Consider the following 19,889-nt stretch of genomic DNA (forward strand, 5'->3'; position numbering starts at 1 on the left):
CTCTATTATACGTTCCCACGTGCTCACTTTACCAATAATCAATCTGCATTTCTTTCGACATTTCTCATGCAACGAATAATAAACATACCGTTATTACAACAAGTAACGGTATGCCGAAAACAAATTTCTTTTTATGAGTTTTATGATGAAACATATACATACCAATCCAAGCTCCAACTGCTCCCCCAGCTGCTGCTGATAAAAACAACGTACTTTCTGGCGTTCTCCACTGTTTCTTCTTCGCTTTTCGTTTATCAAGCCCCATAAGGCTAAAAGCTATAACGTTAATCATAATAAAATAAATCCATTTCATCGCTTTCTCCCCCTATGAAAAATTCGCTTAATGGTAACATGAAAAAACGATGGAAACAACTGAAGAACACTTTTTATTAATTCTTTACCTTCATATTTACATAGCCAATCAAAAGACTAATTATAGCTATTAAATAGAAAGATGTTATGGGCAAGATCCTTATATTTCATTCCCTTCACCCACTACTATAGCATCGAAAAAACTTCTCTCAATCACTTTTTCATCAAAGTGAAGAACTACAATTAGCCCTACATATAAAGAAACGAAATTTAAAAACCATTCCCCATTATCATCCTTATTAGCTAAACATTAAATATCTCTTGAAATTGCATACGCTCGTCTATAGCAACAATCGGTCGCACGCCAAAATATTTCAATACAAGATGTAGGTTTAGCTGTACGGATAATGATAAAATATATTTTAATAGCTTCTTATAATGAGCAACATTTTTTTGACTATATAACTTCACAAGCTCTTGATGTAAAGTAGAAATCGATAATTCTTCACCAGTCATTTTTGTTGCTTCTATCGTTTCAATCATCTTCTTCATATTCATTACATTTACCCCTCCTGTTACAAAACAAAAGCCAAAGCGTATTTATTTTATAATCAGCAATAATTGAGTATTTCTCGTCTCTCTTTCTTCTTCACTAACTAAGTCATACTTTTTTAGAAGATGAAAGACATCATTTAATATTTCCTGTGAATGATTACCTTGCAAAAATCCCTTTACCTCTTTAAAAATCACTTCCGATAAAAAACTCTTTTGGCTCTCAAGCTTATTCATTACATCTTCAATAGAATGATCGATATTACACGCCATAAAAAATTCCTCCTCTATCCTTTATAAATAATATCTTCTGCTAACGATGTAAACACTTCTCCAACAAGAGAATCTTCATCATATACAGATGAATCGCTATTTTCTTCACGTTTTGCAAAAGGTACTTGTGCGATTACTTCTGTTTGCAATTGTTCTGCTAACATTTCCCCGCCGCCTTTTCCGAACAGATAATTTTTCGATCCATCTTGTTCTTCATAATAAGCCATGTTTTCCACAATACCTAAAATCTCGTGTTTCGTATGTTTTGCCATTACGCCTACTCTAGATGCTACGAATGAAGCTACATTATGTGGTGTTGTAACAATAATTTCTTTCGCCTGCGGAATCATTGCTGCAACATCAATAGCAACATCTCCTGTACCAGGTGGTAAATCAAGAAGTAAATAATCTAATTCTCCCCAGTGCGTATTCGCAAGAAAATTTTGAATCCATTTATTTAACATCGGTCCGCGCCACATAACCGGATTATTTCCTTCTGTAAAAAATCCCATAGACATAATTTTAACACCGTGACTAATAACTGGAATTGCTGTTTGATCAATCATCGTTGGTTTTTGATTCGTTTCCATCATAGCTGGAATGCTAAAACCATATATATCTGCATCTAATATCCCCACTTTTTTGCCCATACGAGCTAAAGCTGTTGCAAGATTAATTGTTACAGTTGATTTTCCGACTCCACCTTTTCCGCTCGTTACAGTAAGAAATTGTACTCCTGAATCAGGACGAAGCATGCTTGGCATACCAGTTTCTGTTCTACTATTTTTCTTTAACTTTTCTGTTAGCGCAGCTCGTTCTTCTTGTGTCATAGAACCAAACGTCAAATCTACTTTAGATGCACCTATTGCATGCAGAGACTCTTCCACATCTTGTTGAATTTTTGCTTTTAACGGACAACCTTGAATCGTTAGCACTACTTCAAGTTTAACCTCTGTTCCATTCATTTGTATATTTCTAACCATGTTTAACTCTACAATACTTTTGTGTAAATCTGGATCCTCTACATGTTTTAACGCATTCATTATTTGTTCTTGAGTAAGCATAGAACTCATCCCTTCTCGTATTCTAATTTATCCGACTTTAACTAATAATCAGTGGGGGATGAAGACCCCCCCCCACTGATTAAAGTTTCACTTTATATACAACATCTTCTTGTCATTGCGAGAAACACTTATTATCCACCACTAACAGGCGGGATAAATGCGACGATATCTCCAGCTTGTATCATCTCGTCATTCGTTACAAACTCTTCATTAACAGCCACCATCACTCTATCAAGCGATTGTAAACTATAGTTTGCTTTGAGCCATTCTTTTAATTGCTGCACTGTCATTTCTTGTTTTTCTGAAATTACGAATCGATCTAATCCGACTTCCTCACGCAAATTTGCAAACAGTAAAATTGTAATCATTTTCTCATTCTTCCTTCTTCGGTTTTCCTGCTGGATATGGTGTATTTTCAAGTTGATCGCCAATCCACATCGTCCCATCTTCCCAAAATTCTTTTTTCCATATTGGGACGATTCGCTTTATACGTTCAATTGCGTATTCATTCGCTTCATAAGCTACTTTACGATGCGGTGATGAAACTGCAATGACTACCGCAATATCCATTATTTCTAGCCGGCCTACTCGGTGAGTAATTGCTACTTTTGCATCCGGCCATCTTTCACTAATTTCTTCACCAATTCTCATAAGTTGCTTTACTGCCATTGGTTTATATGCTTCATACTCTAAATGTAGCGTTCGTTTTCCTTTTGTTAATTCTCTCACTGTACCAATAAAAGTTGTAATCGCACCTGCGTCTCTTCTTGCAACCTTATTTGTTACTTCTTCAACTACAATCGGTATATCTACAATTTCAAATAGCACTTGTCCCATTAGAATCACCTCTCACTTTATAAAATGTCCAAGGCCATTCACTACCTTCGTTATCTTCCAACAAGAGAACATCTACGAACATATCTTTTTTATACCCTCTCGTACCACCTGGAAGTACAATAAATATATTTGTCTCTGCTAGAGAAGAAACTGAGCTAGATTTATCAAACCCTGACGGATAAGCGATTAACTGCCCTTCGTTATATGTTAGTTTTCCTCGTACAAATCTTGTAAATGGATTTGGCTTTAGAAAGTCTTCTCCTAATAACGCTTTTTCTCTTTTTACATGTGCTTTTTCACTAAACATATACGTCCGAATACAAGGTCTTACAAATAATTCAAACCCTACGTAACAAGCAGATGGATTTCCTGATAATCCAAATAATAACTTGCCATTTAATTGCGCTACAGTCGTAACACTTCCTGGCCTCATTGCAACTTTATTGAAAAGAACTGATGCACCTAATTTTTCATATATAGCTGGCAAATAATCGTAATCCCCTACTGATACACCACCTGTTGTAATGAGCATATCCACTTGGCTTAATGCTTCTTTTACAGCCGTAAAACACGTATAAAAATCATCGCTAAACTTCCCAAAATATTTTACTCTTCCGCCTGCTCTTCGGATTTGAGACAATATCATATACGTATTACTATTTCGGATTTTCCCTGGCTGTAATGAATCGTTTACATCCAGTAATTCACTGCCAGTCGCTAATAGTCCAACTACAGGCTTTCTCGCAACTGGCACCTCGCTATACCCGAACGTAGCAAGAAGAGCTGAAATACCTGGATTAATGTATGTTCCTTTCTTTGCAAGAACCGTTCCTTTACGAGCATCTTCACCTTGAAAAGAAATATTATCGCCCGTTTTGAATGACCGTTTCAATTCCATATACTTACTGCCAGCCTCCTCATATTGACGAGTCAGCTCTAGCATAACAACTGCATCACATCCACTCGGAATCTGTGCTCCCGTCATAATTCGAACTGCTTGAAACGGACCTACTTTCTCATCGAATAGCGATCCTGCACCAATTTCACCCACTACTTCAAATACAATTGGCGTTTCATAACTTGCTAAATTCGTATCTTCTGCTCTAATAGCAAACCCGTCATACGGTGAACGATTAAATGACGGCACATCATGGTCAGCTACTAAATCCTCTGCTAATATACGTCCGTAAGCTAATTCAATAGGTAGTAGCTCCTTTAAGCCGTTATGAGCAAATCCCATCACTTTACGAACAGCCTCTTCAACTGTGATTGGTACTCTTCTTTCCATTGTTGACAACCCTTTCTATTAGCCGAATACGCGATAATATAGTTGTTTCGCTTTCGAAATATCATTTGTGCCATGAATAAAAACACGACCATCCCGAAAAACAACGATGCGGTACTCATCTAATTGGCAAGATAGTAAATACGGATTCCGATCTACTTCCCCCACTTTTTTTAATACTTTTTCTATATCATCAAAATTGTATTTTCTATTGTCTACTGGTCTAATTTGAACTGTATTTCTTCCGCATAAAGCAGCTACCTTCGTTTGATTTTCGTATAATAAATAAGGATAAATGCGATTCAAACCGCATGAAGAGCAATTGTCTGTCTTGATTTTCCCTAGTTTTATAAAATGGTTTTGATTACTCCATATATCAAATATGAAAAATGTTTTTCTAATTGCTGCAAAATCTTCTACTAAAATTTTGAGTGCTTCCGCCACTTGATATGCTGCGACGATTTGTACAGTCGGGCTAATAATTCCAGCTGTATCACACGTCACACCTGTAACTGGAACGTTCTTCAGCACACAATGTAAACAAGGTGTCTCTTGCGGAATAATTGTACAACTCATACCGTACGAGCCAACGCAAGAACCATATACCCACGGGATATTATGTTTTTGTGATAAGTCATTTATTATAAATCGGATATCGAAATTATCTGTTGCATCAATGATTACATCGACATTTTCTAATAGCCCTTCCAAGTTTTCTACACACGCATCCATTACGAAAGCATGTATTTGTACTTCCGAATTAAGTTTTTCTAGCCGATTTTTAGCAGCGATTGCTTTTGGCAATTTCTCTCTTGCATCTTGTTCAGAGTACAATTGTTGCCTTTGTAAATTACTCCATTCAACGTAATCACGATCTATGATCGTCAACTTGCCAATACCTGCACGTACGAAACTTTCGGCACTTGCACTTCCTAATGCGCCTACTCCTACAATTAACACATGTTTATTTCGAATTTTTTCTTGCCCTCTACTCCCAATTGGTTTAAACAAATGTTGTCGTGAATACCGCTCAGCCATTACATACCCTTCCTCTCACGAACTCTATTTCATATTAGAATGTTGTTTTTGATAACAAGCAAAGTACGCAAATCCAACAAAACCAGCTCCGCCAATTACATTTCCGATAAAGACAGGAACAAAATTTTTAGCAAGATCCATCCATGTGAGATGACCTGCAAAAATAACTGCTGAGATGACAAACATATTTGCTACCACTTGCTGAAATCCAATCACTACAAATGCCATTATTGGAATCCAAATTCCGATTATTTTTCCGACAAAATCACTCGTCCCATAAGCGAGCCAAAGCGCCAAACAAACGAGCCAATTACACCCAATTGCTAAAATTAAAGTTCTCCCAAATGATTCGTGTAACTTGCCTTCCGCTATCGCTACTGTTTTATTTAAATAATCCCCTTCTGTTAATCCGCCAAGATGACCGAAACAATACGCTACGAAAATAGCTCCTACAAAATTCATGAAAGTAATCCAAATCCAGTTATTTAGCACACTAACCAATGTAATTTTCTTTGCATATAGCGCCATAGACAGTGACATCATATTTCCGGTAATTAATTCTCCTCCCGCTAATACAACGAGCATGAGTCCAACAGGAAAAACCGCTCCTCCTAAAACATTTACTAAACTCCCCCAGCGCTCAGGCAAATTACCTAAAACGCGAATGTTAAGTAAAAAACCGAGCGAAATAAACGCTCCTCCTAAAAAACCGAGAATAAGCATTGCTGGCAAGGTCTGACTTACTTTTTGAACACCGGCCTCAATGACAAGCTCAGCAATTTGTTCCGGTTTATGAAATGCCATTACTAATTCCTCCATTTTCTCCAAATAAAAAAGCAGCTTCAAAAAACCTCCTCAAAATAAAGGTTTTTGAATGCTGCTTAATTTCTCTGCACATCTTTTACAGAGATATCAATCACCACTTTTACTATAAAATAGAAAATCTACAATTCTTGTACACCTTCCATTTTTCACTTTTATGTCAACTTTATATTAACCACCGATATGTGACATTTCAATTTTAGGCATAGCTTTTTTATTACTATTACTTAACCGTTCATCTGAATAACGATCTTCTCGGTTGTTCCATATGTCGCGTACGACATCTGTTATTTCCTCGTCAGTGTAGTCAGATCGAAGCAGTTCTCTCAAGTCATTTCCTTTAGAAGCGAATAAACAAGTATATAATTTTCCTTCTGCAGAAATACGAGCTCTCGTACATGAAGAGCAGAAAGAATCTGTTACTGATGAAATAATACCTATTTCTTCATCACTTCCAATATAACGATAGCGAGTCGCAACCTCTCCTGCATAATTCGCTTCTATTCGTTCTAATGGCATAACTTGATGAATCGTATCTACTATTTCCTGTTTAGAGACAACCTCTTTTAAATCCCAACCGTTATAATTTCCAACGTCCATATACTCAATAAAACGAAGAATATGCTTGTTTTCCTTAAAGTATTGTGCCATCTGCAAGATGTCCTGTTCGTTTTTTCCCTTTTGAACGACCATGTTTATTTTAATTTTCATACCGACTTCAGCTGCAGCTTGTATTCCTTCCAGAACCCTTTGTACTTTGCTTCTATTACCATTTAAATAGAAAAACCGCTCTTCTTCTAAAGAATCTAAACTAACTGTCACACGTGATAAACCCGCCTTATATAAATCAGGAGCAAACTTTTTAAGTAACGATCCATTAGTTGTTAAACCGATATCCTCCACACCATCTATTTTATTCAGGCGCTCGATAAGCTGCGGAAGACCTCTTCGAAGTAACGGTTCTCCGCCTGTAATCCGTAATTTTCTAACACCTAAAGAAACGAAAATACGCGTTATCCTTTCAATTTCATCAAAAGATAAAATTTTATCATTAGACAAAAACGAGTAATCAGGACCAAATATTTCTTCTGGCATACAATATCGACAGCGAAAATTACAGCGATCAGTAACTGAAATACGTAAATCCTTTAACGGACGTTGTAGTTTGTCTAATGTGACAGATTTCATATTTATTGCCTCGCTTTTACTTATTTTATATTTAAAACACGCTCCGGATGCGTATATACATTTAAGGATTCATTCCGAATAAACCCTATCGTAGTAATGCCTAATTCTTCTGCTAGCTGCAAAGCTAACTCAGTTGGAGCTGATTTTGACAATATAATTTCACAACCAATTTTTGCAACCTTCAATAGTATTTCCGAAGAAATACGACCACTAAAAACAATGATTTTATCTCTTATAGAAATATTATTTTTTAAGCAATAACCGTAAATTTTATCTAACGCATTATGTCTACCGATATCCATTCGACTTAAAATAATACCATTCACATTGCACAAAGATGCATTATGAACGCCGCCTGTATGATGAAATGTCTCTGCAGATTGTTGCATTTCTTTCATTAATCGAAAACAGTCTTCTGCAGCAACCTGTACATGAACGCCATTCATTTTCTTTGCGCTTAATGCATCATTTGCAAAAACAAACCCTTGTCTACTCATGCCACAGCATGAAGTAATATAGCGTTTATTTTGCATTTGTTCGTAATACGGATTTACTTTTGTCGTCGTGACATGTACAAATCCTTCTTTCTCTTGTACCCATATGTCATCAATATCTTCATACTTCCGAATAATTCCTTCAGATGCTAGGAAGCCTATTACCATATCTTCTATATATTCTGGAGTACTAACCATTGTAACAAACTCCTGTCCGTTCATTTTAATCGTGACTGGAAACTCTGTTACAATGCTGTCCTCTATATGCTTAAACGCCCCTTGTTCATAACGAAAGATTTCTCTTTCTATCTGTATCGGTTTCACGATCAGTATCCTTCTCTCACGTTATATTTTTATCAAAAACAAATACCGAAACTGCAATATCTTCTTCTACTTTCATATCTGAAAACAAATTCACTAATTTCGCTCCAACAAGTTCCTCCAAATGTTCACGGGAATTCGCAGCATACACTTCTTGAATCATTTTCGTTCTAGCCATATGAACCATCTCCGCACCGTCCATCGTACTTGAAATGAATTTTTCAGTAGGTGTTAAGTTTCCGTAAAGAGTCGCAATCGCCATATTTTCAGCAAAAACAGTATGAATTCGTTCTGGCCCTTTTCCGAAAAGTTCCTTTCGAAGTTTTCGAATCATATCATTAAATTCATGTACTTTTTTTGACATACAATTATACCTCCCAAAAAACCTCATTTTACTTTATTATATATTTTACCAAAATGAGCCTTCCGCCCAAACTATTTCGTACAAACATTTGGGCGAAAAGGTTCACTTCATGAAGTTTATTCTTCTTTTAATCCTTTTCCCATACCTTTTAAGAAATGAAGCCCAAACCCGATAGCACGGTTAATATCTGGGTCTTTCAAGACTTTCATAAGATCAAATACCCCTACTTTTTTATTACTCTCTAGATGTTCATTACCTCTTTCTAGCCCTACTAATAAGCTACCTATAAGCTTTTTCGTAAGCTCCGGATCAAGTTCTGTTAAAGCACCCGCAGCCCCCATCATATTATTAATTAAATTTGTAACAGGCTCACGAGTCACTTGGCCAAGAACAATTTTTGCGATTGGTTCTTTCGCCTTTAGCACAGAATTAGCTGCTTCTAACATGCCAATATCATTCAATTCCCCTACTATGTTAAACATTTGATTTAGAGCGTCTTCATTATTAGCTAGAAGTTCTTTTAAATCGTCTAATTTTTTCTGTTTTATTTCCTCCTCAGTTAATTCTTGTTTTTGAATCATTTTTATAGGTGCAGCCATATTTTTCTCCTCCTACTTATCCGTTAAATGCACATACCCTGGACGTGCCCACTTACGATGTACCTCAATACCAGATTGAGGATGACGTTTTTTATTACGCGGATTCGCTTTTGGCATCGGATTTTCACCCTCAACTTCCAGCACTTCCATACGCACTTTCGTCTGTTTATAAGCAGGTGTGTTCGTACGCGTATCAACGGCAGGACCTGTTAAGAAATTAATTGCTGTTTCATTATCTGTAGAGTTCATCGGTAAATATAACTCATTCGCTTTTACACGGTCTGTTACAAGTGCACGTAATTTTAACGCTCCAAACGGAGAGACAAGACGAACTAATGAACCTGTTTTCACTCCACGTTCTTTTGCAAGTGCTGGAGAAACTTCAACGAAAACGCCAGGCACTTTCGTTTGAATACCTGTTGATTTATTTGTCATATTCCCTTCATGGAAGTGCTCAAGCATACGACCATTGTTAATATGAAGGTCGAACTCAGCTGGGAATTCAGCTGGGCGCACCCAGTCAGCAATCGCAAAACGAGCTTTTTTATCTGGGAAGTTAAATCCATCTTGGAAAAGAAGCGGTGTATTCGTGCCGTCAAAACTTCCCCAATGGAAACTATTCCATCCTTCAAGCACTTCATAGTTTGCTTGTGAGAATAGTGGTGATAAACTTGCCATTTCAGCAAAGATTTCACTTGGATGGCTATAATTCCAGTTTGCACCTAATTTATTCGCAACTTCCTGCACAATCCACCAGTCTGGCTTCGCATCTCCAAGCGTAGGAAGAACTTGATATAGTCTTTGAACACGACGCTCTGTATTTGTGAACGTACCTTCTTTTTCAAGAGATGGCGCTGCTGGTAATACAACATCTGCATATTGAGCCGTTTTAGATAAGAAAACATCTTGCACAACGAAGAAATCAAGGCTTGATAATACTTCATGTACATGATTCGCATTCGAGTCTACAAGAGCCATGTCTTCTCCGACAAGATACATAGCTTTCATTTTCCCTTCGTCAATCGCGTGAAGCATTTCAATATTATTCAGACCTGGTTCACTATTAATTTTCACTCCGTAAGCCATTTCAAATTTCGCACGTTCCATATCGTTCGTAACGTGCTGATATCCAGGAAGCCATCCTGGTAAAGTACCCATATCACAAGCACCTTGTACGTTATTATGACCTCGAAGCGGATATGCACCAGCACCTGGACGACGATAATTACCTGTAGCAAGAAGTAAGTTTGAAATCGCAGCGGAAGTATCAGATCCACCTGTATTTTGCGTTACACCCATTCCCCAAAGGATACATGTACCATCTGCATCACGAATCATTTCAGCCATTTGAATCATTGTTTCTTTTGAAATACCAGTCATTTTTTCTGCATATTCAAGTGTATATTCTGCAAGGCTCTCTTTGAAATCTTCAAAGAAATTTACATTCTCATCAATAAATCGTTGATTGTGCCAGTCTTGATCAATCATATATTTCGTAACAGCCATTAACCATACTTGATCTGTTCCTTGTTTTGGACTAATAAAGACATCTGAACGCTCTGCCATTTCTGTTTTACGAAGATCAGCTACAATTAATTTTTGTCCGTGTAATTTATGTGCACGTTTAATACGTGTAGCTAAAACAGGATGACCTTCTGTCGGATTACAACCTACAATAATAACAAGACCAGATTGTGCAATATCTTTAATCGTTCCAGCATCTCCGCCCATACCAATTGTACGGAATAATCCGTCTGTCGCTGGTGATTGACAATAACGTGAGCAGTTATCAATATTATTCGTTTCAAATACTTGTCGAGCTAATTTTTGAATCACATAATTATCTTCATTCGTAATTTTAGATGAAGAAATAAAACCGATAGCATCTTTACCGTACTCTTCTTTAATCGATCCTAATTTACTTGCAACTACATTCAACGCTTCTTCCCATGTTGATTCAACAAACGTTCCATTTTTACGAATTAAAGGTTTCGTAATTCGTTCTTTAGAATTTACGAAATCCCAACCAAATTTTCCTTTTACACAAGTAGAAATTGCGTTAACTGGTGCATCAGAAGAAGGTTGTACTTTAAGAATTTTACGCCCTTTCGTCCACACTTCAAATGAACAACCTACACCACAAAATGTACATACTGTTTTCGTTTTCTTCGTACGAGTATCACGCATGGCCGCTTCCACTTCTGATACCGCAAAAATACCGCTATATCCAGGCTCTACTTCTTTAATTAAATCTACCATCGGTTCAAGAATATCTGGCTTTAGTCCCGTCATAAATCCAGCTTCACCGAGCATCGTTTTCTCCATTAAAGCGTTACAAGGACAAATGGTTACACATTGACCACAACTAACGCATGAAGAATCATTAATATTTACTCCTTCATCCCAAATCACTCGTGGGCGTTCCGCTTCCCAGTCTATCGATAATGTTTCATTTACTTGTAAGTTTTGACACACCTCTACACATTGACCACATGCAATACATTGATTCGGGTCATAACGATAAAACGGATGCGTCATATCAACTTCACTTACATCTACTTTCGGTTCATAAGGATATTTTTGATGTTCAATTTCCATTAATTCTGCTGTATTATGCAGTTTACAGTTCCCATTGTTGTTGTCACATACTGTACAGTATAATAAATGATTTTCTAATAACCGATCCATCGCCTCTGTTTGTGCTTCTTTCGCACGAGTAGAGTTACGTTCAATGTTCATACCTTCTGTCGCTACTGTCGAACAAGAGCGCATTAACTTTCCGTCAACTTCTACAATACAAGTGTCACATGTTTGAATAGGATCTACTTCTGGCACATAACAAATTTGCGGATGTTCAATCCCGTTCTCATTTATAACACCCAATATCGTTGAACCGGGCTCCGCTGTATACTTTTTTCCGTCAATTGTAATATGAACCATGTTGTTATTCATGGTCTTTCCCCCTTTTTGAGAATAAAAAAACTCCACCACGAAAATATACGCACCACATTTCGGCACGTTATTATCATGGTGGAGTAGTTTATTAGCACATCTTGCTAAAATACCAATCCATTTATTCATAAATAAAACGATAGAGTCATAACAGGTCATATCACGATTCCATCTTTAACACTATAATTATAGCGTTAAAGTTAAAAATATACAATATAAAATTTAAACTACGCATATGTCCGTATGGAACTATCCATAATAACCCATATAAAGTGAAACTTTAATCAGCCCTCACCAATCGGGATAAAACATAACAAGGAGTAAGCAAACAAATGGGGTCTTTTAATAAATGGATTCGTGGTGAAAAATCTTTTTCTACCCAAGAGCAAGCTGATCACACATTAAATAAATCTATTTCTTCTTCCCTTTCCCTTAATTTAAAGCACTTGTCCAAACTGTTTAGCGGTATTCCAGAATTAATAACACGCAATTTTCCATTAAAAAACGGACAGGAAGCTGCACTTATATATATGGAAGGACTTGTAGACAAAACTGTTATTAACGTAAACATCCTTCGTCCTCTCTTATTTAAAGAGTGGAATGAAGACGATTTTTGGGAAGCCTCTGTTTCTATCGGAAATATTAAAAAGATTGAGCAGTGGACAGACATTGAACAATCTCTTTTACACGGCAAAAGTATTTTATTTATAAACGGACAATTATCCGCTTTAAAGCTTGATACGCAAGCGGCACCAAAAAGGAGCATTGAAGAGCCTACAACAGAGAGCTCCATAAAAAGCTCACACGAAGGATTTAATGAAGTAGCGAGCGACAGCCTTGCACTTATTCGTCGATATATTCCAAATCGCGAGTTGAAAGTGAAGGAATTCACTGTTGGTGAACGAGCTACTTCAAAGGTTTTTTTGCTTTATCTAGCAGATGTTGCGGACGAAGATGTCGTAAAAGAAATGGCATCCCGTATCGAATCAGTAAAAGTGGATGCGATTCTTACTACTGGTGAATTAGAGGGGTTTGTTGAAGATAATTCCTTTACTCTCTTTCCGCAATTATCAATAACTGAACGCCCTGACACAACAGCACATCATATTCTAGATGGGCGAATTGCTGTTGTTGTAGATCGTTCACCAGGCGTATTAATAGGACCAATGACTTTTTCAGCTTTTTTTCAGACGATAGATGATTACAGCTTCAGGCCAATGATTCCATCTTTTATACGATTACTTCGTTTCACTGGATTATTTATTGCAATTTTTGCTCCTGCTCTTTATATTGCTATGATTTCCTTTCATTATGAAGTGATTCCACTTAAATTATTGTTAACGATTGGAGAATCTCGAGCTAAAATTCCTTTTCCTCCTATATTAGAAGCACTTTTGATGGAATTAGTACTTGAAATGCTCCGCGAAGCTGCAGTTCGGCTTCCTGGTCCCGTTGGACAAACCATTGGCGTCGTAGGAGGGATTGTTATCGGACAAGCTGCAGTTCAAGCAGGAATAGTAAGTAATGTCATGGTTATCGTCGTATCTATTACTGCAGTCGCTTCTTTCATCATCCCTAATCTAGAAATGTCTGCAGGAATTCGACTTCTTCGCTTCCCAATGATGATAATTGCCTCTTTATTTGGTGTCATTGGTATTATGGTTGGGATGGCAATCATTATTATTCATATACTTTCTATGGAATCTCTCGGTGTTCCTTATGGTAGTCCTTTTTCTCCGTTATTTGCTTCGGATTTAAAAGATATTCTTATACGTTTACCATGGAAAATAATGAAGAAGCGCCCACTATCCCTTAACTTAAAACAAGAGAATCGACAACGCGATATAGAAGGAACGGAGGAAGAGAAGTGACAAAGCGTGCAAAGAGGGAGATTAGTTTATTTCAATACATTTTAACGATTAGTGGTGTTCAAGTAGGATTCGGTGTCCTTACACTTCCTCGTGAAGTTGCACAAGGGGCGAATACAGATGGATGGATTTCTATTATTATTGGATGCGCTATCACTACTTTAGTCAGTTTATGTATTGTGAAAATCATGGAAAAGCACCCTGGGTATACTTTACTCGACGTGCTAACTCGTTATCTTGGGAAGTGGCTAGGAAGAGCAGGAATGATTTTTTGGATTTTATATGCTGTCCTTGCAGCTATTTCTTTAATTTTTTCCCTCTTATACGTTATTCACATTTGGATTTTACCTAGAACTCCAATGTTTTTAATTATGATTTTACTATCTATTCCCATGCTTATGCTCGCATGTAAAGGTGTTCTTATTATAAGTCGCTACGCTGTTTTCACTGTATTTTTCACACTGTGGATGCCTTTTCTATTGTTTATTCCGCTTAAAGATGGGCATTGGATTTATCTTCTTCCTCTTCTTAAAGAAGGCTGGATACCAGTTTTAAACACCGTAAAATCAACTATCATTGCGTTTCTTGGATTTGAGTTTGCATTTGTCCTTTACCCTTATTTGAATAACAAATCTTCTGCCAAAAAAGGGATTGTTATCGCAAATTTAATTACACTATTTCTTTATCTTCAAGTCACGTTCGTTTCTTTCATTTATTTTAGTCCAGACGGAATAACAAAGTTTTTATGGCCCACTCTTTCTCTTGTTACACCATTTCACTTTTCATTTCTTGAACGGTTTGAAATTATTTTTTTATCTTTTTATCTCTTCATTATTTTTGATTCTTGCATTCCTTACATTTTTACTGCTTCAGATGGAATCAATCAATTACTTAACAAAAAAGGGAGTTCCTTACCTATTTGTTTTTTATTATTCGGATGTATTGTTGTCTTATTCTTTTATATCCCTTCCTCTTACCAAATAAGTGCTTTGCGAGACTTTTGGGGAACTGCCAGTTATTTTATCGTTTTTCTGTTTCCAGTCGTATTTCTCTTATACATGACACTTTATCAGCATTGGAAAAGGAGAAGAGTTTAAATGAGGCGCTTTATTCATTTCACTATACTTTGCTTTCTCATAACCTTATTAACAGGCTGTGGAGATCGGCTAGACTTAGAAAAACAATCCATTTCATTAATTTACGGTTTTGATGCGAAAGCAAAAGGAAAATTAATTGTGTACCACGTAAACCCTATTTTTAATGAAGACGTAGAAAAAAAGTACGAAACACATGAAGCGAAAGTACGTACACCTCGAGAAGCAAAAGCAACGTTTAATAGTTCAAGTGGTGGTTTAGTATCTACAGAAAAGTTACAGCTCATTTTATTTAGCACAAATTTTTTAAAACAAGAAGGGGCTATGCCTTACCTTGATGTTTGGTATCGTGACCCTAAAAACACTGGAAACATGCGTATGGTTGCAGTAGACGGTCCAATTTCTTCCGTTATATATAATAACTTTAAAGATAAGCCTGCCCTTCCCGAGTATTTAACAGATTTAATTAATACAAACAAACTGTACAATCGGACCGTTTTTACGACATTCCATGAATTTCATAGGCAAACTTTTAATAAAGGTATAACACCTGCTATTTCAGAAATAAAAAAAGGTAAAAAAGATGTTATCGTTACCGGTTCCGCGCTATTAACTTCTCGCGGAATTTATAAAATGTCATTAAATCGTTATGAAAGCGCCCTTCTTCTTTTGTTACAAAAGAAAGCGAATACACCGGTTTCGCTTACATTGAAAATCCCTTCTACTTCAGTTGAAAGTAATAGTGATTTAAAAGATACCGATGGGGGTGATTTCGTAACAATAAATGTTCTTAGCATGAATCGTGATATCCATACAGACTATAGCGATAACCACTTCAAATTTAATGTTAAAATGGATTTAAAAATTGCTGTATCTGAACTTACATTCAATATGGATATAGACAAAGATAGAAAGAAATTAACTTCTCTTATTACAAAACAACTAAACAAAGATTTGAACGATTTAATCCACAACATTCAAAAACAGCAGCTTGATCCATTCGGATTTGGTGATTATGCGAGAGCGTTTCAATATGAAGAATGGAAAAAAGTTGCCGACGATTGGCCGAGTGCCTTTTCAAAAGCTAACGTAAAAGTAGCACCTACGATTAAAATTTTAGAAAATGGGATTATTAAATAGCAAAACACGCTACTTGTTCTTATACGTTTAAAGAACAAGTAGCGTGTTATCATTTTTATTTTGAAAATTCCTGTATAGTTACGCTTCTGTTTCCGGTTCTTCGTTTTCCACTTCTTCCAATCTTTGCTGCTCCGCAAGCTCAGCTGAAATCATTCCATAATAAATTTCTGGATACAATCCAAATATTTGATATACACTTCCTAAAAACGGCATCGGAATCCCTCTTTTCTAAAGTTGTATTGCCACTTTTAAGGATTCCCTTTTCATTCATTATACATTCGTTTTTGGCGTTTCTTCTTCATCATGAACGCTTAATAAATTTTGCCATTTTTTATAAGGCGCACTATTTGGATCTACGTATCCTTTCGCGTACGAACGATCCCACAATTGTTTAATAAACATTTCTTTCTCTTTCTTGGCAACCATATCGGCACCTGTACCGTAATAGTTTTGGAAATATAACTCAATTTCATCAAGGAATAACCTTAATAATTCATCAGAAGTTTCTTCTAAAGTTGGATCATATTTCGCTTCACGGTCATACATTAAAATCATATCTAAAATATTATGGACATGCTCTTTACGTAGCCATCTAATATCTTGAGCACCTAATACAAATGGATGTGTATATAAATGTCCACCTTGTATCATCGCCTTTTCTTGTTCTTCTTCAAATCTGGATAAGATGTTTTCATAAATGAACGGATTATGAAGTAATGCTCTGTGCAATTTATAACTTTCGCTTGAAATATTTTTCCCCATCGACTGAATTAAGAAACTACGTCCAACGCCGTTATATTGATACACGAATTGACCATCAACAGCAACTAAACTAATCCAGCGATATATATACGCGTATAGAAGAGCTCGATTACATTTATCATAATCTAACTTCGTTTGCGTTGCATTTAAGTCTGGCATGAATGCTGGTAAATGCCAATACTTATCTAAATGCGGTGTTAAACTAGATTTTTTACTATTCAACTTGTTTACACGGCGATAGTACGACTGAAAATAATCACCTTTATCATTCATAAATCCATTTGCAATATGTCCAGACGAAAGCTTAGGAAAGTCTTGTAGTGATAAACCATAATGTGCACGATAACAAATGACTTCAAATGGCGAGAAAGCTTCATTTACTGTATCTTTTTCTTTAAACATTTCTTGCATTAATTCCTCTTGCAGTTCTTTCTTTAAAGATGGATGTATGCCCCAATATTGTAATTCCCTATGATGAGAAACTTTCGGCACGAATGGACTTGCTAAATGGAACAAGTCTTCAATTTTTTCACGAACATATTCATCACGATCACGATTTTTATAATCCGCTTCTTTTCGTAATGCTTCAACGATGTTCAGCTCTAATTTATCGCGATAGCGTATTTGTAATTCATCGTAACAATAGTTTAGTATGTGCTCACGATAAAAGTCTTCTACCTTTTTCGATTGAATTTCTTCTGTTTTCGCATCCCGGCAATATTCCCCGTATAAGCTCATATAAATTTCTGCTGATATATCTTTCGGTAATACACCTAAATTTAAATGTTGTTGCATATCTTGCCATATCTTTTCTTGTAACTTCTCTTCCGCTAATACGTATACATTCGTTGGGTTTGTTTTTCCTTCAAATTCTTTGCTTCGTTTTTGAATTTCGAACAATAAATTTTCACGTGTTTCATGTAAATTATCAAAAAACCTTTCCCAATATTGAATCATTTTATTAACTGCTTGATATAGCGATTGATACACGAGTTCTAATAGCATTTCTTTACGGTATTCGTTTAATTTGTGTACGTACTGCGTTACAATATCTTCAAATTCTTTTTTAAATAAACGCTGCTGGTTATTAATCATTTTTCCAAACCAGCCTTGTTGTTGCGCAATTTCTACTCGACGTACAGCTGTTACCGTTCCATCAATGTTACTCACATTAAATTTCTTATCGTAATTTTGAATTAAATTACGCTTTTGTTCATTATTTTCATGTAGTCGATTCATTTTTTCCACTAACTGCTTTCGAATTTCATACAACATAAAACGAGCTGCTACTGGATGAACTGGATCTGTTTTCTTTAAAAACCATGTATTTAATTGATATGACTGGCCTTCAGAACCACTCGGTGAAAAACGGTCTGATTCAATCATGTCATATAAAAGTGTCGTTACATGTTCATGTACACGGCTCGGAATCGCATACGCATATAAACGAACCGCATGATCGACCCTTGCTACTTCACCTTTCATTTGTTCCGTCATTTTTAGCTTCGCAGCCGAAATTTTACACTCATGCTGCAGACGATTTAATTCCTCGTCTTTTTGTACCGTACGCTGTACATAACTCTCTACAGCTTCTAAAAACAGTTTAGATTTCGCAACACCAACCTTGCCGCCTTCTGCTCCTTCACGCGTTTCATTGTACATTTGTCTATAGAAAATATGAGCCTGCTCTGGACGAGTAGCAAGATGTTCTAAATCTTCTAAATAACTTTTCCCGCGCTCTGGCTTTTCACGCTGCATACCACGTTTTACATCTTGGTCATATCTATGCTTCTTCTCTTGAAACAATTGATCTAAATGAAGCCACGATTCATCTAAACCTTGCACGGCCCATTTTAAAGCACAATATTTTAACACATGCTCATATGGATAAATAATCTTTGCCGTTCCGGCCCCGCAATATCGCCCTTTCCCGCTTGATTCTGCTAATTGCTGAATTTGATTATCTTCCTGTGCAAAATGATTTGCAGACATCGGACTAAATAATTGTAAATAAATCGTATTTGCCATTTGCTCCATATAATCTGATAAATTATGCAGATGGTGTCCATGTAAATTTTCGTAATCGTATAAAAAACAATAATTGTACGGTAAATGGTGTTGTTTAATCGTGTGATTTGTTCTCCCATCCTCATCTACTTGATCCGGTCGATACTCTAATTCAATCGTAACCCCGCCGCGTTTGGATAGTTCTCCTGTAGAACCGAGCGTAATGGCATGTAATTCTTTTAACGAGGCATAGCCGTTTGCTTGCACCGTTTCAAACTCTTTCGCACTAACTGTTCTCGTCTTCACTAACACATCCGGCATTAGAAACGCACCACGTATTAAAATGTTGTGATGTTGCAGTTTTTTTCGAAGCATTTCACGTAAATATAATGCAATTTGTAGAAACATTCCTGAACCTGTTCCGCCCGCTAGTGATGTTACGATAATGACACGTACTCCATATTCTGTTTGATCGCTTGTAACTGGAAAAATCTTCTCGATTTCTTGCCAAAAGGACGTTAATTTATCTTCTTTCATCGCAGCACGTAACGCTAAACGGGAAATGACGCGTAACTGTCCTGCTCCTTCTGTTAATGGTTTATCAAGTATAGTTGGATCCATCGGAAACCACTCTGGAATCGTCGGATCTCCCGCAATATACTCCCTAGGTGTTTTACTAGAGCTCGTTTGCGTCTTAAACTTTCGAATATGATCGAATTTACTCAATGTATTCACATCTGTATCAAATACGTGCATTGCTACCTTTTTTCGACGCTCCTCAGGTAGTCTTTCATATATTTGATGTGTCACAGTACTACCGATTCCACCTAAACCAATTAATATTGTTGGAACTTGTAACGTCATGTGAACCACCTTCCTATTCTTGCTTGTTTGAAAAAAGGAGGGAAAAATAATAC

Annotated in this window: 18 protein-coding genes and 1 pseudogene; 3 read left to right on the plus strand and 16 right to left on the minus strand. The window is 36.5% G+C overall.

The window, feature by feature from the left end:
* Positions 1 to 64: 64 nt before the first annotated feature.
* The 14 genes and pseudogenes from BGI23_RS16960 to fdhF form a co-directional block, all read right to left on the minus strand.
* A complete protein-coding gene (locus tag BGI23_RS16960) occupies positions 65 to 313 on the minus strand; it encodes a DUF1294 domain-containing protein (RefSeq protein ID WP_000871341.1) in 249 nt (82 codons plus the stop codon).
* Positions 314 to 472: 159 nt separating this feature from the next.
* Positions 473 to 870: pseudogene (locus tag BGI23_RS16965) on the minus strand (hypothetical protein).
* A 42-nt stretch (positions 871 to 912) separates the two neighbouring features.
* Positions 913 to 1,137, minus strand: coding sequence for a group-specific protein (locus BGI23_RS16970; RefSeq protein ID WP_070806650.1), 225 nt, complete (start codon positions 1,135 to 1,137; stop codon positions 913 to 915).
* A 14-nt stretch (positions 1,138 to 1,151) separates the two neighbouring features.
* Positions 1,152 to 2,201, minus strand: a complete 1,050-nt coding sequence (locus BGI23_RS16975; RefSeq protein WP_070806651.1) for a P-loop NTPase — start codon at positions 2,199 to 2,201, stop codon at positions 1,152 to 1,154.
* A gap of 131 nt (positions 2,202 to 2,332) precedes the next feature.
* Positions 2,333 to 2,569 carry a molybdopterin converting factor subunit 1 gene (moaD, locus tag BGI23_RS16980; protein WP_000628476.1) on the minus strand — a complete coding sequence of 79 codons (237 nt, stop codon included), beginning with the start codon at positions 2,567 to 2,569 and terminating at the stop codon, positions 2,333 to 2,335.
* Between the two features lie 4 nt (positions 2,570 to 2,573).
* Positions 2,574 to 3,038: a molybdopterin synthase catalytic subunit MoaE gene (gene moaE, locus BGI23_RS16985; RefSeq protein ID WP_000531873.1), complete on the minus strand. Its 465-nt coding sequence runs from the start codon at positions 3,036 to 3,038 to the stop codon at positions 2,574 to 2,576.
* Positions 3,019 to 4,326: a molybdopterin molybdotransferase MoeA gene (gene moeA / locus BGI23_RS16990; RefSeq protein WP_048550204.1), complete on the minus strand. Its 1,308-nt coding sequence runs from the start codon at positions 4,324 to 4,326 to the stop codon at positions 3,019 to 3,021. Before moeA ends, moaE begins: the two co-directional genes overlap by 20 nt.
* Before the next feature lie 18 nt (positions 4,327 to 4,344).
* Positions 4,345 to 5,361, minus strand: a complete 1,017-nt coding sequence (locus BGI23_RS16995) for a molybdopterin-synthase adenylyltransferase MoeB (protein ID WP_000840942.1) — start codon at positions 5,359 to 5,361, stop codon at positions 4,345 to 4,347.
* 24 nt (positions 5,362 to 5,385) lie between these two features.
* On the minus strand, positions 5,386 to 6,165 hold the full coding sequence (locus BGI23_RS17000) for a formate channel (protein WP_000864003.1): 780 nt from the start codon (positions 6,163 to 6,165) through the stop codon (positions 5,386 to 5,388).
* Between the two features lie 189 nt (positions 6,166 to 6,354).
* A complete protein-coding gene (moaA, locus tag BGI23_RS17005) occupies positions 6,355 to 7,371 on the minus strand; it encodes a GTP 3',8-cyclase MoaA (RefSeq protein WP_070806652.1) in 1,017 nt (338 codons plus the stop codon).
* A 20-nt stretch (positions 7,372 to 7,391) separates the two neighbouring features.
* On the minus strand, positions 7,392 to 8,189 hold the full coding sequence (gene fdhD / locus BGI23_RS17010; protein ID WP_070806653.1) for a formate dehydrogenase accessory sulfurtransferase FdhD: 798 nt from the start codon (positions 8,187 to 8,189) through the stop codon (positions 7,392 to 7,394).
* Positions 8,190 to 8,205: 16 nt separating this feature from the next.
* Positions 8,206 to 8,550 carry a Na-translocating system protein MpsC family protein gene (locus BGI23_RS17015; protein ID WP_000039582.1) on the minus strand — a complete coding sequence of 115 codons (345 nt, stop codon included), beginning with the start codon at positions 8,548 to 8,550 and terminating at the stop codon, positions 8,206 to 8,208.
* Between the two features lie 116 nt (positions 8,551 to 8,666).
* A complete protein-coding gene (locus BGI23_RS17020) occupies positions 8,667 to 9,149 on the minus strand; it encodes a helical membrane plugin domain-containing protein (protein WP_070806654.1) in 483 nt (160 codons plus the stop codon).
* Between the two features lie 12 nt (positions 9,150 to 9,161).
* Positions 9,162 to 12,101: a formate dehydrogenase subunit alpha gene (fdhF, locus tag BGI23_RS17025; RefSeq protein WP_070806655.1), complete on the minus strand. Its 2,940-nt coding sequence runs from the start codon at positions 12,099 to 12,101 to the stop codon at positions 9,162 to 9,164.
* A 332-nt stretch (positions 12,102 to 12,433) separates the two neighbouring features.
* Between fdhF and BGI23_RS17035 the strand changes: the two genes are divergently transcribed.
* The 3 genes from BGI23_RS17035 to gerSC are packed head-to-tail and all read left to right on the plus strand — an operon-like array spanning position 12,434 to position 16,203.
* Positions 12,434 to 13,972, plus strand: a complete 1,539-nt coding sequence (locus BGI23_RS17035) for a spore germination protein (RefSeq protein ID WP_070806656.1) — start codon at positions 12,434 to 12,436, stop codon at positions 13,970 to 13,972.
* A complete protein-coding gene (locus tag BGI23_RS17040; RefSeq protein WP_070806657.1) occupies positions 13,969 to 15,066 on the plus strand; it encodes an endospore germination permease in 1,098 nt (365 codons plus the stop codon). Before BGI23_RS17035 ends, BGI23_RS17040 begins: the two co-directional genes overlap by 4 nt.
* The gene (gerSC, locus tag BGI23_RS17045) at positions 15,067 to 16,203 is read left to right on the plus strand and encodes a spore germination protein GerSC (protein ID WP_070806658.1); all 1,137 of its coding nucleotides are present in this window, start codon (positions 15,067 to 15,069) and stop codon (positions 16,201 to 16,203) included. It begins immediately after the preceding gene.
* A gap of 78 nt (positions 16,204 to 16,281) precedes the next feature.
* Here gerSC and BGI23_RS17050 read toward each other — a convergent pair whose 3' ends face one another.
* Entirely contained in the window at positions 16,282 to 16,416 is a 135-nt protein-coding gene (locus tag BGI23_RS17050; protein ID WP_001116175.1) for a hypothetical protein, read from the minus strand.
* A 57-nt stretch (positions 16,417 to 16,473) separates the two neighbouring features.
* Positions 16,474 to 19,836 (minus strand): tubulin-like doman-containing protein, encoded by a 3,363-nt coding sequence (locus BGI23_RS17055; RefSeq protein WP_048550190.1) that lies wholly within the window; start codon positions 19,834 to 19,836, stop codon positions 16,474 to 16,476.
* Positions 19,837 to 19,889 lie beyond the last annotated feature (53 nt).

It is taken from the genome of Bacillus sp. ABP14, from assembly GCF_001831375.1.
Taxonomy (GTDB): domain Bacteria; phylum Bacillota; class Bacilli; order Bacillales; family Bacillaceae_G; genus Bacillus_A; species Bacillus_A paranthracis.